We start from the raw sequence: 15,158 nt of genomic DNA, 5'->3' as shown, positions 1-15,158 counted from the left end.
CCACTTCATCCTCGGCACCGACCTCGGCAGCCGAAGCCGCACACGCCGTACCTGTGGATGAAGCAGCCCTCGGATCATCACTGTGGATAACTTCCGAGGCTGATCCGCCGATCGACGTAGCGTCGTCGCATCGCATGCGGCGTTCTCGGGAGGTTGCGATGGATCTTGTGTCGGGTGGCGGCTCCAGCGGTGGGTTCCGCGTCGCTCCGGGGCCGTTGGCGGACGCGGCGGGCGGCTTCGACGCCGTTGCCGTCGGGTTGGTCACGAAGGACGTCGACATCGTCAAGGACGAGCTGATCTACACCGGCAACGACGACCTCGGTGTCGGCCTGCGGGACTTCGCCTGGTGCTGGACCGACGGCATCTACGCGATCGTGGGTGAGCAGGTCCGGTTCGCCAAGGGGATCCGCGAGGCGGTGAGCGACTACCTCGGGGTGGATGCGGACGTGGCGTACGCCGTGCGGGTGCTCCAGGCGGCGGTCCATGAGCGCCGCGGCTGACCTGGCGCTGGGCACGGCGCCTGCGGGCCTGATCCCTGGCGACACGACGGCCCTCGCGGCGCTTGCGACCAATACGACGTCGTATGCCGAGGAGCTCGCGGCGGCGTACCGCGGGATCAGCTACATCCAGGTCCACGGCGAGCACTGGACCGGCAAGGCCGCCGACGTCTACGAGGCGGCGCGGCTGAGCCACCTCGCGTCGCTGCGGATCGCGGTGAAAGCGTTCGAGGATGCCGCGACGGCGCTGACCGGGTACGTCAGCGCGGTGCACGCCGCGCGGGTCCAGGCGAGATCGGCGTTGGTGGAGTACCAGGCCGCCGCGGCTGCCGAGGCGGCGTGCGCTCGCCCCGTGCTTCCGCATCCGCCGGCGCACGGCGGCGTGCTGGGACCTGTGATGCCATCGGTCACCCCACTCGCCGTCCCGGCCAGCAAGGTAGCGGCGATCCGGCGACTCGAGGCGGCACGAGCCGACGTGCACCAGGCCGGGTTGGACGCGAAGGCGTTGCTCGAGGCGGCGGCGAAGACGGCGCCGTCGCCCGCCAACGCTCCGTTGCTCCCGCCGCTGAAGGAGCTGGCCAAGGACGTCGTGCTCGACTCGATCCACGCGCCCGGGCACCTGCTGCACGGCGCGGCCGGGCTGGGGGAGTCGCTGTGGGACGCCCTGCGCCTGCCGCACGATCCGGACCATAGGACCGATGCCGGAGCCTCCGCCCGCGAGTTCGCCGGCGGACTCTTCGGTACGGCGATGCTGGCCGGCCTTGTGCTGGACGGGGCCGGGTTGGTGGTCAAGGGTGTCGCGATGCTGCCGCGCCTTCAGGCGTTGGTGCGAGGAGCAGAAGCGCTTCGGACGATCAGGGTCGAGGATCTTGGGCAAGCGCAAGCGGCCAACTATGCGCGCTACGTCAAGAAGCTCCCCGCCGGGGCAAAGGAGCCGATGGTCCACGCCCGTCTCGATGGCTCCGTCCAGTTTTCAGCAGAGGTTCCTGGAAGGGTTCCCGGTTCGTACGCGGTCTACATAAAGGTTGTCGACGAGGGCGGTCGCACCACGGAGTACGTCAAGACCACCATCGCGCCTGACGGTTCTCTCGTGCATATCAAGGACAAGATGAGGCCATGACAAAGGACGACCACCTGATCACGTTGACCGATCTCATCGAGCTGCGGCGTCCCATCGCGGAAGCTGTCTCGGGCGTCGCGGCACTCGACTGGGATTCGGACCAGGAGGTCGCAGTCCTCAGCCTCGTAGACCTGAAGCGCGTCATGGAGGCCTTCCAGCGAGCAGAGCTGGCTGCCGATGAGGTCGAGGCCTGGGCGGAGGCGCTCCATGGTCGTGACGACGTCGGGTTCGAGGCGGCACACGCCGACCTGTTGGCGCAGGCTCTCTTCGAGCTCTCGACTCCTGAGTTGTTCGGCGGGCTTCCGGAGGTTGTCGAACGGTTACGGCACACTTCGGGATGAGCGGCTGATGCCATGAAGGACGGGGTTCAGTATCCCTACATGCGCGCCGAAGTGGTGGCGGCGCTCGAATCATTGAGCGATGTGGAGCACCAGCGCACTCGATGGGGTCGCTACATCGAGAGCGAGAACTTCTATGATGACCTGACGCTCAACATCCACATCCTCTACGACGACTGCTGCGTGCTGCCGGACCCGGCGCCGGCGGTGCCCTCGGTGCTGCTCGAGTCGGACGTTCCCGGCCTGGAGCGACTCGGTGCCGTGCTCACCCCGATGCTCGACGACCTGGGCAACAGCACTGACGAGGTGTACCTCGCTGACCCGCGTTGGCCGGCGGTGGTTGCTGCCGCCGGGCTTGCCCTCACGGCGATGCGCTGAAGGACGTTGTTGACCTCATCAGCGTGGTGTTTCGTAGTCACCAGGTGACCATGAGACACCACGATGATCGTTCGAGGCTGTGGATGGCGGCCGACGCTGACGGGCCGAACGACGTAGCGTCGTGCGTGTCACCTCGACATTCTCGGGAGGTTGCGATGGCGATGATCAAGATCGCTCGGGCAGCGTGTTCTGCGTTGGTCCGGCGTGGCTGGTGGACGCGGCAGTCGACTCTGACGCCGTGGGGGCACCCAGTGAACCCGGATGTTGAAGGCGCGGCGGTGATCGCCGTTGAGTGGGAAACACGGGTTCTGATCACCTTGTCGACCGGCTCGGCTCTCGGAATCGAAGGGCCGTTCACCGTGACCTCTGCTGACGGAACGTCTTCTGCGATCGATCCTGAGCGACCGGATCTGGATCCGGGGCTGAGGGGACTCCTTGTCGGTCGTGTGGTCGCGCGGGTTGAGGTTCGCCCCGACACCGGGACGCTGCAGCTCACCTTCGCGGACGACGGTCGTCTGCGAGTACCGCCTGATGCTGACTACGAGAGTTGGACTCTCTGGCATGCGGAGGGATCCATGTCGATCGGTCTACCGGGCGGAGAGGTGGCGCTGTTCCGTTCCGTGCCTGACGACCCACGCTGAGGGGCCGGGTGTCAGTGGCATCCCACGACTGTCGAGATGCAGGTTCCGGTCGACGTACGGCCAAGAACCCAGCCACAACCTGCATCTCGGCGTCAGTCGGCGTCGAAGAGTCCCCGGATGTCGTCGGCGGAGATCGAGGTGGACATCGCGCCGTCGCCGTCGACGACCTGGGCGAACAGCTCGGCCTTCTTGGCCTTGAGCGCCATCACCTTCTCCTCGATGGTGTCGGTCGCGACGAGGCGGTAGACCATCACGTTGCGGGTCTGGCCGATGCGGTGGGCGCGGTCGACGGCCTGGGCCTCGGCGGCGGGGTTCCACCACGGGTCCAGCACGAAGACGTAGTCGGCCTCGGTCAGCGTCAGGCCGACGCCGCCGGCCTTGAGGGAGATGAGGAAGACCGGGGCGTCACCGTCACGGAAGCGGTCGATGGCACCGGCGCGGTCGGTGGTCGAGCCGTCGAGGTACGCCGTCGCGATGCCGGCCTCGTCGAGGCGTGAGCGCACCCGCCCCAGGAACGAGGTGAACTGGCTGAACACCAGCGCCCGGTGACCCTCGGCGGTCAGCTCCTCCAGGTGCTCGAGCAGCACGTCGAGCTTGGCCGAGCCGACGCCCTCGTGCTCCGGATCGACCAGCGCCGGGTCGAGGGCGAGCTGGCGCAGCTTGGTGAGCGCCGAGAAGATCGCGACCCGGTTGGCGTCGAAGTCCTCGAGCAGGCCGAGCAGCCGCTGGCGCTCGCGCGCCAGGTGGGTGTCGTAGATGCGGCGGTGCCGCGCCTCGAGCACCACGTCGAGCTCCTGCTCCTGCTTCTCGGGCAGGTCGGCGGCGACGAGCTCCTTGGTGCGCCGCAGCATGAACGGCTTGATCCGTCGCCGGAACCGTTCGAGCGCGACGCGATCGCCGTCCTTCTCGACCGGCCTCACCACCAGCTCGGTGAACTTCTTCGGGGTCGGGTAGAGCCCCGGCGCCGCGATCGAGAGCAGCGCCCAGAGCTCCATCAACCGGTTCTCGAACGGTGTGCCCGTGACGCAGAGCCGGAACGGAGCGTGCAGCGAGCGGATGGCGGCGTACGTCTTGGACTGGTGGTTCTTGACCTGCTGCGCCTCGTCGAGCACGACACCGGACCAGGGGAGTGGGCTGTAGGAGTCCTGGGCCAGCCGGACCAGTGTGTACGTCGACACGACGATGTCGCTGCCTGAGCAGATGGCTGCCACGTCGTCGTCGCGGCGCGAGACCACACCGACCCGCAGGTCCGGCGCGTGGCGGGCGGCCTCCGAGGCCCACGCGGTGACGACCGAGGTCGGCGCGACGACCAGGAACGGGGCTGCCGACGGCGAGATGGCGCGGGCATGGGCGATGAGGGCGAGGACCTGGAGCGTCTTGCCGAGTCCCATGTCGTCGGCGAGCACGCCGCCGAGGCCGTGCTGCCAGAGGAACGCCAGCCACCAGAAGCCCTCGCGCTGGTAGGAGCGCAGCTCGGTGACCAGACCGGTCGTCTCGGGCTGAGGGATCGCCTCCAGGTCGCGCAGCGCCTTCGCGCGCTCGACCCACTCGGCCGCCTCGGCGTCGACGATGCCCGCGTCGGCGAGCTGGGCCCACAGGCCCAGGTCGCCGCGGCCGACGCCGATCCGGTCGCCGTCGCGCTCGCGCAGCTCGGCGGCCGCAGCGACGACCTCGCGGAGCCGGTCGAACTCGGGTCGGTCGGTGGTCAGGTAGAGCCCGCTCGGCAGGATGACGAACTCGGCCTCGGCGGTCAGGGCAGCGAGGACGTCGGGCAGCGGGATGGCCTCGCCGTCGACGGTGACCGCCACCTCGAGGTCGAGCCAGTCGGTGTGGTCGGTGCTCTCCGGCTCGACCAGCGCGAAGCTGATCTCCGGCGACTCGGTGGCCTCGCGGAAGTCCGGCGCCTCGCTCTCCTCGACCCGCACCCGGTCGAGCGTGCGGAGGAACGGCAGGTCGTTGAGCGCGAACGCCAGCGCGTCCCCGCCGGACAGGGCCCGTCGCTTGAACAGCCCGTCTGGCAGCTGTGCGGCGATCTCGTGCTCCGCGCCCCGCAGACGTACGCCGGTCCGGTCGGCCGGCCCGTCCGCGGGGAAGTCGTGGCGGATCCGCCCGTCGGCGTACTCCCAGAGCCACTCGAGGCTCACCGCGGTCGAGCCGTGCCAGGACACGATCAGGACCAGCGTCGGCCGCAGCGGCTCGGGGACCTCGACGGAGGCATCGGGGGAGCGCACGGGCACGAGCGGGAGCAGGGAGCGGAGCTCGTCCCGCAGCTCGTCGAGCTCGCCCTCGGGCACCACGAGCGGCGCGGTCTCGAGCAGCGACTTGGCCGCGGCCGTCAGCGGCGCGGAGGTCGGAGCCAGCGTCAACCGCCCGTCGTCGAGCAGGCCGACGACGTGCGCGATCGGGAGCCCGATCGGGATCACCTCGTCGCCCCTCCACAGGCGGGAGCCGTCGTCGATGCCGACCCGGAGCTCCGTGGTGGTGCCCTGGCCCGCGGCGACGTCGACCGTCAGCCGGGCGGGCTCCTCGGCCAGCACGATCTCGCGCAGGGGCGCGCGACACACGACCTCGACGCCGGCGTCGACGGCGTCGCGCAGCAGCCGCACGGCCTGCGGCCCGAAGTCGCGTACGTCGGAGGCCGCACCGCCGGCGAAGTAGGCGTGATTGACCTGCAGCGAGGTCTGCAGCGCGACGAGCGCGGCGGCCTGGGACGGGACCAGCTGGCGCCTGCTGGCCAGGAGCGGGACGTCGCTCCAGTCGGCGCCGGTCTTGATCCAGCGCTGCTTGGCGCCGGGCCGCAACGGCCGGACCAGCACCCGCGCGCCCGCGCCGTTCCAGGAGCGCTGGCGCGCGGGCTCGTAGGCGAACTCGAGCGCCATCGTCAGCGGATCCCGCTCGCTGGGCAGCTCGCGGCGCAGCTCCTCGCTCAGCCGGCCCAGGCTGGTGCGCCACTGCGGCTTGGCGCGGACGTCGGCGCTCTCGACGAACCCGCGCCGCAGCGCGAACGCCAGCGCGGCACCGTGCTTGCACAGCGAGCCCACCGGACAGGTGCACACGGTGAACAGCCAGCCGCGCCCGCGGGCGCCGCCGGCGACCTCCGCGTGCAGCTGCACCTCGTACGGCACGTCGCGGGTTCCCGCCACCAGCGCCGTCGCGGTCACCGACCCCGCGCTCAGGGTGGAGAGCTCGATGTCCCGCACGGCGCCGACGTACGACAGCGCGCGCCCGATCGTCGCCGGGTCGAAGTGCTCGGCGAGGTAGGCGTCGGTGAGGGAGGCGAGGACGTTCATGCGAGCGGCCAGTCAATCAGTCGGTGGCGACACCCAGGTGACGGCCCGGGTGCTGCGCGGCGTACGCCGACGCCGGCTCGGGCGTGCTGCGGTGGTAGCCGATCGGGATCCACAGGTCGCCGATCGTCGAGAGGTAGACGACCTGCCAGTGGTAGAAAGCCCGGAACCACGCGGGATCGTCGGTGATGATCCGCCGATAGGCGAGGATCCCGTCGACGTACCCCTGCGCGTTGTTGTAGGCCAGCAGCGCTCGGCGTACGCCGCTCTCGCCGTCGCTCGCGCCCATCGCGGACAGGTAGTGCGCGGCGCCCATGATCGCGTCGTGGGGATCGGTGACGTCACCGGTGCCGTACGCCGCCCAGGTCGACGGCATGAACTGCATCGGTCCCTGCGCGCCGGCCGTCGAGAGGCCCTGGACCTTGCCGAACGCCGGCTCGACGAAGTTGACGGCCGCGAGCAGCTGCCAGTCCAGCCCGTAGCGATCCGCCGCCTCCTTGTAGAAGCGCAGCAGGTCGGCTGCCGGGGCCGGGGCCGCCACCCGCCAGGCCGGTACGTCGGGGGAGAGCCTGGTGAGCACGCTGCGCAGCCGTTGCCGGGCGCGGACCTGCAGCCGCGCCTCGGCGCGGTACTCGTTCGGCAGCGCCCCGATCACGCCCGGCACCCACGACGGGTTGCGGGCGAGCTGGCGGTAGCGCAGCTGGGCTTCGAAGGCGGCCTGGTCGTAACCCGGGCCCCCGGTCTCGACGTGCAGGCGTAGCTCGGCGTGAGCGAGTCGGTGGGCCAGCCGGCGTGCGTCGGGAGCCGGCGTGAGGGGATGGAACGTCGGCAGCGAGATGCCGACGGACGGGGCGGTCGAGACCTGCGCCGACTCCCCCGTGAGCGGAGTCGTGCTCGGCTCGGTCCGGTCCGAGCACCCCGCGACCGCCGCGAGCCCGACGAGGGCGGCGGCTGCAGCGAGGTGCCGCAACATCACTCGGCGGCGTCCCGCGGCTGGTAGCCCCGCTCGCCACCGGGGACCCAGAGCACGTCGCCGACGTCCTTGTTCGCGACCCGCGCGAGGATGAAGAGCAGGTCGCTGAGCCGGTTGAGGTACTTGATCGCCAGCGGATTCATCGACTCGCCGTGGACCTCGTTCGCGGCCCAGGCGGCCCGCTCGGCCCGGCGTACGACGGTCCGGGCGACGTGCAGCTGGGCCGCCGCCGGCGTACCGCCGTTGAGGATGAAGGAGCGCAGCTTCTCCAGGTCCTCGTTGAAGTGGTCGCACCATGCCTCGAGGCGGTCGATGCAGTGCTGCTCGATGCGCAGCGGCGGGTACTCCGGCTCGGGGACGACCGGGTTGCACAGGTCCGCGCCGACGTCGAACATCTCGTTCTGGATCTGGGTCAGGACGGCCACGACGTGGTCGGAGAGGCCCCCGGTCGCGACCGCGACGGCGATCTGCGCGTTCGCCTCGTCGACCGTCGAGTACGCCTCGAGCCGGAGGTCGGTCTTGGACGTGACGCTCATGTCGCCGAGCCGGGTCTGGCCGGCGTCGCCGGTGCGGGTGTAGATGCGCGTCAGGTTGACCATGGCGCCGAGCCTAGGCGGTGGGCTGGCCCTAGGGTGTGCGACATGTCGTTGCCCACGACGCTCGGGCGTCTCGCGCAGGTGCGCCATCTCGGGTCGGGCGGGTTCGCCGACGTGTGGCTCTACCGCGACCCCCAGCTGGACTCCGAGGTCGCGGTCAAGGCGCTCCAACGGGGCTGGGCCGGCGTCGCCGACATCCGCGAGCGGTTCCTGCAGGAGGCCCGGCTGCTGCGGTCCGTCGACTCGCCGTACGTCGTGCGCGTCCACGACATCGGCGAGACGCCCGACGGCATCCCCTACTTCGTCATGGCGTACGCCGACGCGGGCACCGTCGCCGAGGTGCTGGCGCAGCGCGGGGCGGGTCTGGGGCTGCAGGAGACCGCGGCGATCGTCGCGCAGGCGGCTGAGGGGCTGACCGCCCTGCACGCCCGCAACGTGGTGCACCGGGACGTCAAGCCGGCCAACCTGCTGCTGACCCGCACCCACGACGGCCTGCGGGTGCTGATCGCGGACCTCGGGGTGGCCCGGGTCATCGACGGCGGTGAGGTGACCCGCGACGTCGGCACGCCGGCGTACATGTCGCCCGAGCAGTTCGACCCGAGCCTGCCGCTGGACCGCCGCTCCGACGTACGCAGCCTCGCGGCGGTCGCGTGGGCGCTGCTCGCCGGTCGTTCGCCGCAGGCGGCGCTGGGTCCCGGCGCGCGTGTGCCGCGGCTCTCCACGGTGCGGTCCGTGCTGCCGTCGGTCGACGAGGTCATCGACCGCGGTCTGGCCGCGCACCCGGACGACCGGTGGCCGGACGCGCGCACCTTCGCCGGCGAGCTCGCCCGCGCGGCCCATGACGCGGGCGCCGAGCCGGGACCCCTGCTCGGGGAGCTCGCGCCGCTCGTCGCGGCGTCGGGCGGTCTGCCTCCGCTGGCGCCGCCGAGCCGGCCGCCGGCCACGCCGGCGATGGCGCCGCCCGCGTTCCCTCCGCCTCCTCCACCTTCGCTCCACGCTGCTCATCCGCCGGCGTCCGCTGCACGCCGCTGGAGGCTGGTCGTCCCGTTCGCGGTCGTGGTGCTCGTCCTCGGCGGCGTGATCGCCTGGCTCGCGCTGCGCGGGGACAGCGGCAGTGGTGCGGTCAACGCCTACGAGCGAGCCGCGATGAAGTTCGTGACGGCCGTGCAGGCGGGGGACTGCAAGGACGCCTCCTTGTACGTCGACCCGAACGACCTCGCCTCCGAGCACATCGACACCGCCACCTGGGACTGCACGCACGACGGTTGGGCCAGCAACGTCCTGAAGCTGAGGGCCGACGGCACGCGCCGGGTCGAGGACATCGGTGACGGACAGGTCCGGGTGGTCTGGGTCGGGCAGGGATCGCTCGTGGTCTCCCGCGTCGACGGGTCCGGCATCAGCTTCTACGTCAACAACATCGTCTGCTGCAGCTGACCTGCGGGCGGGTCCGCGCCAGTCCCACTGGTCACATCAGTCCCAGCGACCCGCCGATCAGATGCAACCGATCGCGCGTGCCGCGCGTCATGGTGGGTACAGGTGCGACTCGCTCGACGGAGACAGGTGATGGTCGTGGACGTGGCCAAGGACGGTCCCACGCTGGTGCTCAGTGGTGACTTCGACGTGCGCAGCACCGGCCAGGTCCGTGAGGCGATCAACGACCAGCTCGAGCAGTACGACGGCGACATCACCGTCGACATGCGCGGCGTCGAGTGCATCGACGTCACCGCGCTCAAGGTGCTCGCCGCCGCCAGCCGGCGCGCCCTCAAGGCCGGCCACCACGTCGTCCTGTGTGGCACCGGCCCGAGCGTGCGACGCATGCTCCACCTGACGCACCTGATCCGCGTCGTCGAGCTCGAGCGGGACGACATCCCCGCCTGACCCGGCGCCCCTCGGAAGTGACGGTGTGCACAAACGCACACCTCACCGCCGTTACCGAGCGGTAGCGGACGCCTTAGGCTGCGCCTATGAGCGAGACCCCGCAGAAGGACCGCCCCTGGGTGATGCGCACGTACGCCGGCCACTCCACGGCCGAGGCGTCCAACGCGCTCTACCGGACCAACCTGGCCAAGGGTCAGACGGGCCTCTCGGTGGCCTTCGACCTGGTGACCCAGACCGGCTACGACCCGGACAGCCCGATGGCGCGCGGCGAGGTCGGCAAGGTCGGCGTACCGATCCCGCACCTGGGCGAGATGCGCAAGCTCTTCACCGACATCCCCGTCACCGAGATGAACACCTCGATGACCATCAACGCCGTCGCGATGTGGATGCTCGCGATGTACCAGGTCGTCGGCGAGGAGCAGAACCCCGACATGGAGCCGGCCGAGGTGGCCAAGCTCCTGGCGGGCACGACCCAGAACGACATCATCAAGGAGTACCTCTCGCGCGGGACCTACGTGTTCCCGCCGGAGGCCTCGCTCCGCCTGATCGCGGACATGATCGCCTACACGGTCAACTACATCCCGAAGTGGAACCCGATCAACGTCTGCAGCTACCACCTGCAGGAGGCCGGCGCCACGCCCGTGCAGGAGCTCGCCTACGCCCTGTGCACGGCGATCGCGGTGCTCGACCAGGTCAAGAACTCCGGCCAGGTCAGTGACGAGGACTTCGAGAAGGTCGTCGGTCGGATCTCGTTCTTCGTCAACGCCGGCGTCCGGTTCGTCGAGGAGACGTGCAAGATGCGCGCCTTCACCGAGCTGTGGGACGAGATCACCGCGGAGCGCTACGGCGTCCAGGACCCGAAGATGCGCCGCTTCCGGTACGGCGTGCAGGTCAACAGCCTCGGCCTGACCGAGGCACAGCCCGAGAACAACGTCCAGCGCATCGTGCTGGAGATGCTCGGCGTCACGCTCTCCAAGAACGCGCGTGCGCGCGCCGTGCAGCTCCCCGCGTGGAACGAGGCGCTCGGCCTCCCGCGTCCGTGGGACCAGCAGTGGTCGCTGCGCCTGCAGCAGGTCCTGGCCTTCGAGTCCGACCTGCTCGAGTACGACGACATCTTCGACGGCTCGCACGTCATCGCGGCCAAGGTCGCCGAGCTCAAGGAAGGTGCCCGGGCCGAGATGGACCGGGTCCAGGCCATGGGTGGCGCGATGGGTGCCGTCGACTACATGAAGTCCGAGCTGGTCGCCTCCCACGCCCGTCGTCGGGCCCGGATCGAGGCCGGCGACGAGATCATCGTGGGCGTCAACAAGTTCGACACCACCGAGCCGTCGCCGCTGACCGCGAACCTCGACGAGGCGATCATGACCGCCGACCCGTTGGCCGAGGAGGCCGCGCTCGCGTCCGTCGCCGCGTGGAAGGGTCAGCGTGACCAGGCGGCCGTCGACGCCGCGCTCGCCAAGGTCGCCGAGGTCGCCAAGACCGACGAGAACCTGATGGCCGCCACCCTCGAGGCCGCCCGCGCGGGTGCCACGACGGGCGAGTGGGCGGGCACGCTGCGCGAGGTCTTCGGCGAGTTCCGTGCGCCCACCGGTGTCGCCGGTGCGGTCGGCGTGGCCGAGGCCGGCGCCGAGCTGACGGCGGTCCGCGAGCGGGTCGAGGCCACCGGCAACGAGCTGGGCGGTCGCCTGCGCCTGCTGGTCGGCAAGCCCGGGCTCGACGGCCACAGCAACGGTGCCGAGCAGGTCGCCGTCCGTGCGCGTGACGCCGGCTTCGAGGTCATCTACCAGGGCATCCGCCTGACCCCCGAGCAGATCGTCGCCGCGGCGGTCTCCGAGGACGTCCACTGCGTCGGCCTGTCCATCCTGTCCGGCTCGCACATGGAGCTGGTGCCGGCGGTCCTCGAGGGCCTCAAGGCGCAGGGCATGGACGACGTCCCGGTCATCGTCGGCGGCATCATCCCCGAGTCCGACGGGAAGGCGCTGATCGAGCAGGGCGTCGCCGCGGTCTACACCCCCAAGGACTTCGGCCTGACCGAGATCATGGGCGGCATCGTCGACGTCATCCGGAAGGCCAACGGCCTCGACTGAGCTTCAACGACAGCGGCCCCGAGCATCGCTCGGGGCCGCTGTGTCGTGTGGTGCACGCCGGTCAGCCGGCGTCGATCACCTTCGCCAGTGAGTCGGCGTCGCGGCCGACGACCGTCGTGCCATCTGCGGCGGTGATGATGGGACGTTGCAGGAGCTTGGGCTGCTCGGCCAGGAGCTGGAGCCAGGCGTCGCGCTGCTCGGCGTCCTTGGCGGGGAGGGTGACCCCCAGGCCCTTGGCGTCGGCGGTGCGGGCGATGTCCCACGGCTCCAGGCCGAGGCGATCCAGCACGTCGGACAGCTCGGCCACCGTGGGCGGCTGCTCGAGGTAGCGGCGTACGACGTAGTCCTTGCCGGCCGCATCCAGCTCGCTGACGGCGGTGCGGCACTTGGAGCAGGCGGGGTTGAGCCAGATCTCGATCACGGGGAGAACGCTACTGGCGGCGGCGGTAGAGCCACACAGCCGCCACGGCTCCCGCGAGCACGCCGGCCAGGCCGGTGATGCCCGGCACCCCGCCGTCGGGGTGGGCGCCGTGTCCGATCGCGAAGCCGACCAGCCCGAACGCGAGGATCAGCGCGATCAGCGCGGCGTTGAGGAACATCTCGTGGAAGTACGCCTTGGCGAAGGATCCGCCCGGATTGACCGCGGTGGGCGAGCTCGCCGAGGTCGCGGTCGTGGTCGCGGTGGTGGTCGCGGTGGTGGTCGAGCTTGCCGGGACCCCGTCGAGCGGGATCGCCTTGACCACCGCTGCCACGGGAAGCGGCCCGTAGATGTGTGGGAACGTCTCGGTGCCCCCCGGTACGGCCGGCTCGTCGATGACCGGTACGCCGAGCCTCCCGGTGTCGATCTGGAGCAGCAGCAGGGGAGTGGTGACATCTGCGTAGAACCGCTCGCGCACGGCCGGCCACTGGTCACCTCGCGACGCGTGGATGAACCCCTCCTCGGCGAGCGTGCGGCCGCGGGTCGAGATCGTGTACGAACCCGATGCCTGCGCCTGCGCCCAGTCCGAGGCGAGCGCGAGATGGAAGATCGTGGCCACGCGCAGACCCTAGGCCACGGTCCGACCTCACTCACATGTGAGTGAGGTCAGACCGTGACGGTCCGTCGGATCGTGCCGCCCGCGACGGACGCCTAGAACAAGCGGTCCGTCGGGTCGTCCAGCCCGCGAAGGACGTCGTAGTCGACGACGGCGCAGGCGATGCCCCGGTCCTCGGCCAGCACCCGGGCCTGGGGCTTGATCTCCTGGGCGGCGAAGATGCCGCGCACCTCGCCGCGCGTGGTCAGCAGCGGGTCGCGGTTGAGCAGCTCGAGGTAGCGGGTGAGCTGCTCGACGCCGTCGATCTCGCCGCGGCGCTTGATCTCGACGGCGACCGACAGGCCGGCTGCGTCGCGGCACATCAGGTCGACCGGACCGATGGCCGTGGGGAACTCCCGGCGTACCAGCACGAGGCCCTCGGCCAGCGTCGCCGGGTGGTCGGCGAGGAGCTCCTGGAGGTGCTTCTCGACGCCGTCCTTCTGCAGGCCGGGGTCGATGCCGAGGTCGTGCAGCGAGTCGTGGATGACCTCGTCGATGAGGATCCGCAGCGTGTCCGACGGGGCGTTCTTTGCGGCCTTCGCGGTGACGGTCCACTCGATGCGGCCGTCCTCGGTCTCGCCCTCGGCGACGGTGCACGGCGGTGACATCCAGTTCAGCGGCTTGTACGAGCCGCCGTCGGAGTGCACGAGCACGGACCCGTCGGCCTTGAGCATCAGGACCCGCGTCGCCATCGGGAGGTGGGCCGTCAACCGGCCGGCATAGTCCACCTGGCAGCGCGCAACCACGAGTCTCACGGTCCGCCAACCTACATTGGCCCTCGTGCAGATCGAACCCGACCGTCCGTGGTGGCGGCGCGACGGCGAGGGGTGGCTGCTCGCCGTACGGGTGCAGCCTGGGGCCAGACGCACCGAGGTCGTCGGGGAGTACGGCGACCAGCTCAAGATCCGCCTCCAGGCACCGCCCGTGGACGGCAAGGCCAACGCGGCGCTCGAGAAATACGTCGCCGAGCAGCTCGGTGTCGCACGCTCCGCCGTCAAGGTCCTGCGCGGACAGACGTCCCGGTCCAAGGTGGTTCTCGTCTCGTCTATTACCGCTGAGTAGCAAGCGGCCAGGATGGATGGGAGACTGCGCGCATGCCTACGAGTGAGCAGATCTTCGACACCCTGGTTCTCCCGTACCTGAACCACGCGGTCCGGATGAACGAGTCCGGCTACGCCTCGGTCGCCGACATCGACGCCGGCATGCGCTTCGGCTGCGGCTACCCCAAGGGCCCGCTGACCGTCATCGACGAGCTGGGCGCCGCCGCCGTGCGCGACAAGCTCGCCGCGCGGTTCGCCGAGTCCGGCGACAACCTGCACAAGCCGGCCGACCTGCTGGAGAAGCTGGCGAACGAGGGCGGCACGTTCGCCGAGCTCGGTGCCGCTGCCGGTGCGTCCGCGCCCGAGCTCAAGCACGAGATCCGCAAGGTCGGCGTCGTCGGCACCGGCACGATGGCCTCCGGCATCGTCCAGGTGTTCGCCCAGGCCGGCTACGACGTCGTGTACGTCGGCCGCAGCCAGGACAAGCTCGACGGCGTCATCGGCTACATCACCAAGAACCTCGACCGCGCCATTGCCCGCGGCAAGTCCACCGAGGACGACAAGTCCAACCTGCTCGACCGCCTCACCGGCTCGACCGAGCGCGAGGCGCTCGGTGACGTCGACATCGTCGTCGAGGCCATCGCCGAGGATCTCGACATCAAGCTCGAGCTCTTCCGCGACCTGGACGGCATCTGCAAGCAGGGCGCGATCCTGGCGACGACCACCTCGTCCCTCCCGATCACCCAGCTCGGTGCCTGCACGGACCGCCCGGCCGACGTCATCGGCATGCACTTCTTCAACCCGGCCCCGGTCATGAAGCTGGTCGAGGTCGTCACCACGCCGGCCACCGCCGCCGACGTGAACGAGACCGTCCTCGCGCTCTGCGCGAACGTCGGCAAGGTCGCCGTCTCCTGCGGTGACCGCTCGGGCTTCATCGTCAACGCGCTGCTCTTCCCGTACCTCAACGACGCGGTCCTGCTCTCGGAGACCGGTGTCGAGCTGACCGAGATCGACACCGCCATCAAGGAGACCGCCGGTCTCCCGATGGGCCCGTTCGAGCTGCTCGACGTCGTCGGCAACGACGTGTCGCTGGCCATCCAGAAGGAGCTCTACGCCGAGTTCAAGGAGGAGGGCTTCGCCCCGGCCACGACCCTCGAGGCCAAGGTCGCCGAGGGCAAGCTCGGTCGCAAGACCGGCGAAGGCTTCCACAACTACGCCAAGTGATCTGCGGGCGTGAGGTCTGAAAGACT

The 15,158-nt window shown here is 70.3% G+C and carries 16 protein-coding genes; 10 read left to right on the top strand and 6 right to left on the bottom strand.

The window, feature by feature from the left end:
- The first annotated feature begins 158 nt into the window (after positions 1-158).
- From ACYVJ3_RS12750 to ACYVJ3_RS12730, 5 genes are all read left to right on the top strand, one after another.
- Positions 159-500 carry a hypothetical protein gene (locus ACYVJ3_RS12750; RefSeq protein ID WP_460853389.1) on the top strand — a complete coding sequence of 114 codons (342 nt, stop codon included), beginning with the start codon at positions 159-161 and terminating at the stop codon, positions 498-500.
- Entirely contained in the window at positions 484-1,617 is a 1,134-nt protein-coding gene (locus tag ACYVJ3_RS12745; protein ID WP_460853388.1) for a putative T7SS-secreted protein, read from the top strand. Before ACYVJ3_RS12750 ends, ACYVJ3_RS12745 begins: the two co-directional genes overlap by 17 nt.
- Complete coding sequence (locus ACYVJ3_RS12740; protein ID WP_460853387.1) at positions 1,614-1,958, top strand: hypothetical protein; 345 nt, start codon at positions 1,614-1,616, stop codon at positions 1,956-1,958. The genes ACYVJ3_RS12745 and ACYVJ3_RS12740 overlap by 4 nt, the downstream gene beginning before the upstream one ends.
- 12 nt (positions 1,959-1,970) lie before the next feature.
- Entirely contained in the window at positions 1,971-2,333 is a 363-nt protein-coding gene (locus ACYVJ3_RS12735; RefSeq protein ID WP_460853386.1) for an SCO4402 family protein, read from the top strand.
- 155 nt (positions 2,334-2,488) lie between these two features.
- The gene (locus ACYVJ3_RS12730) at positions 2,489-2,974 is read left to right on the top strand and encodes a DUF6188 family protein (protein ID WP_460853385.1); all 486 of its coding nucleotides are present in this window, start codon (positions 2,489-2,491) and stop codon (positions 2,972-2,974) included.
- 92 nt (positions 2,975-3,066) lie between these two features.
- Here the strand turns inward: ACYVJ3_RS12730 and ACYVJ3_RS12725 are convergent, their stop codons facing one another.
- The 3 genes from ACYVJ3_RS12725 to ACYVJ3_RS12715 are packed head-to-tail and all read right to left on the bottom strand — an operon-like array spanning position 3,067 to position 7,833.
- Positions 3,067-6,264, bottom strand: a complete 3,198-nt coding sequence (locus tag ACYVJ3_RS12725) for a DEAD/DEAH box helicase (RefSeq protein ID WP_460853383.1) — start codon at positions 6,262-6,264, stop codon at positions 3,067-3,069.
- 16 nt (positions 6,265-6,280) lie between these two features.
- Positions 6,281-7,234, bottom strand: a complete 954-nt coding sequence (locus ACYVJ3_RS12720; protein ID WP_460853382.1) for a lytic transglycosylase domain-containing protein — start codon at positions 7,232-7,234, stop codon at positions 6,281-6,283.
- Positions 7,234-7,833, bottom strand: coding sequence for a cob(I)yrinic acid a,c-diamide adenosyltransferase (locus ACYVJ3_RS12715; RefSeq protein WP_460853381.1), 600 nt, complete (start codon positions 7,831-7,833; stop codon positions 7,234-7,236). Before ACYVJ3_RS12715 ends, ACYVJ3_RS12720 begins: the two co-directional genes overlap by 1 nt.
- A gap of 42 nt (positions 7,834-7,875) precedes the next feature.
- Here ACYVJ3_RS12715 and ACYVJ3_RS12710 point away from each other — a divergent pair, with 42 nt between their 5' ends.
- The 3 genes from ACYVJ3_RS12710 (at position 7,876) to ACYVJ3_RS12700 (ending at position 11,795) form a co-directional block, all read left to right on the top strand.
- Positions 7,876-9,264: a serine/threonine-protein kinase gene (locus tag ACYVJ3_RS12710; protein ID WP_460853380.1), complete on the top strand. Its 1,389-nt coding sequence runs from the start codon at positions 7,876-7,878 to the stop codon at positions 9,262-9,264.
- Positions 9,265-9,393: 129 nt separating this feature from the next.
- The gene (locus tag ACYVJ3_RS12705) at positions 9,394-9,708 is read left to right on the top strand and encodes an STAS domain-containing protein (RefSeq protein ID WP_460853379.1); all 315 of its coding nucleotides are present in this window, start codon (positions 9,394-9,396) and stop codon (positions 9,706-9,708) included.
- Positions 9,709-9,794: 86 nt separating this feature from the next.
- Positions 9,795-11,795: a protein meaA gene (locus ACYVJ3_RS12700; RefSeq protein WP_460853378.1), complete on the top strand. Its 2,001-nt coding sequence runs from the start codon at positions 9,795-9,797 to the stop codon at positions 11,793-11,795.
- Positions 11,796-11,856: 61 nt separating this feature from the next.
- Here ACYVJ3_RS12700 and ACYVJ3_RS12695 read toward each other — a convergent pair whose 3' ends face one another.
- The 3 genes from ACYVJ3_RS12695 to nucS all read right to left on the bottom strand — a co-directional run bounded on the left by ACYVJ3_RS12695 (position 11,857) and on the right by nucS (position 13,623).
- Complete coding sequence (locus ACYVJ3_RS12695) at positions 11,857-12,216, bottom strand: arsenate reductase family protein (protein ID WP_460853377.1); 360 nt, start codon at positions 12,214-12,216, stop codon at positions 11,857-11,859.
- 10 nt (positions 12,217-12,226) lie between these two features.
- Positions 12,227-12,832 (bottom strand): DUF952 domain-containing protein, encoded by a 606-nt coding sequence (locus ACYVJ3_RS12690; protein ID WP_460853376.1) that lies wholly within the window; start codon positions 12,830-12,832, stop codon positions 12,227-12,229.
- A gap of 92 nt (positions 12,833-12,924) precedes the next feature.
- On the bottom strand, positions 12,925-13,623 hold the full coding sequence (gene nucS / locus ACYVJ3_RS12685) for an endonuclease NucS (RefSeq protein WP_460853375.1): 699 nt from the start codon (positions 13,621-13,623) through the stop codon (positions 12,925-12,927).
- Between the two features lie 25 nt (positions 13,624-13,648).
- Between nucS and ACYVJ3_RS12680 the strand changes: the two genes are divergently transcribed.
- Complete coding sequence (locus ACYVJ3_RS12680; RefSeq protein ID WP_460853374.1) at positions 13,649-13,930, top strand: DUF167 domain-containing protein; 282 nt, start codon at positions 13,649-13,651, stop codon at positions 13,928-13,930.
- A gap of 32 nt (positions 13,931-13,962) precedes the next feature.
- Positions 13,963-15,132, top strand: coding sequence for a 3-hydroxyacyl-CoA dehydrogenase NAD-binding domain-containing protein (locus tag ACYVJ3_RS12675; protein WP_460853373.1), 1,170 nt, complete (start codon positions 13,963-13,965; stop codon positions 15,130-15,132).
- Positions 15,133-15,158 lie beyond the last annotated feature (26 nt).

The sequence above is a fragment of the Nocardioides montaniterrae genome, from assembly GCF_054782655.1.
The sequence above is the reverse complement of the archived record's forward strand: the minus strand, read 5'-3'. Positions and strand labels throughout refer to the sequence as shown.

What these genes read in the sequence shown, in the direction of transcription:
- ACYVJ3_RS12710 (WP_460853380.1), top strand. Translation starts at nt 7,876, where the DNA reads ATGTCGTTGCCCACGACGCTCGGGCGTCTCGCGCAGGTGCGCCATCTC.
- ACYVJ3_RS12715 (WP_460853381.1), bottom strand. Translation starts at nt 7,833, where the DNA reads ATGGTCAACCTGACGCGCATCTACACCCGCACCGGCGACGCCGGCCAG.
- ACYVJ3_RS12725 (WP_460853383.1), bottom strand. Translation starts at nt 6,264, where the DNA reads ATGAACGTCCTCGCCTCCCTCACCGACGCCTACCTCGCCGAGCACTTC.
- ACYVJ3_RS12735 (WP_460853386.1), top strand. Translation starts at nt 1,971, where the DNA reads ATGAAGGACGGGGTTCAGTATCCCTACATGCGCGCCGAAGTGGTGGCG.
- ACYVJ3_RS12750 (WP_460853389.1), top strand. Translation starts at nt 159, where the DNA reads ATGGATCTTGTGTCGGGTGGCGGCTCCAGCGGTGGGTTCCGCGTCGCT.
- ACYVJ3_RS12705 (WP_460853379.1), top strand. Translation starts at nt 9,394, where the DNA reads ATGGTCGTGGACGTGGCCAAGGACGGTCCCACGCTGGTGCTCAGTGGT.
- ACYVJ3_RS12730 (WP_460853385.1), top strand. Translation starts at nt 2,489, where the DNA reads ATGGCGATGATCAAGATCGCTCGGGCAGCGTGTTCTGCGTTGGTCCGG.
- ACYVJ3_RS12740 (WP_460853387.1), top strand. Translation starts at nt 1,614, where the DNA reads ATGACAAAGGACGACCACCTGATCACGTTGACCGATCTCATCGAGCTG.
- ACYVJ3_RS12745 (WP_460853388.1), top strand. Translation starts at nt 484, where the DNA reads ATGAGCGCCGCGGCTGACCTGGCGCTGGGCACGGCGCCTGCGGGCCTG.
- ACYVJ3_RS12675 (WP_460853373.1), top strand. Translation starts at nt 13,963, where the DNA reads ATGCCTACGAGTGAGCAGATCTTCGACACCCTGGTTCTCCCGTACCTG.
- ACYVJ3_RS12700 (WP_460853378.1), top strand. Translation starts at nt 9,795, where the DNA reads ATGAGCGAGACCCCGCAGAAGGACCGCCCCTGGGTGATGCGCACGTAC.
- ACYVJ3_RS12720 (WP_460853382.1), bottom strand. Translation starts at nt 7,234, where the DNA reads ATGTTGCGGCACCTCGCTGCAGCCGCCGCCCTCGTCGGGCTCGCGGCG.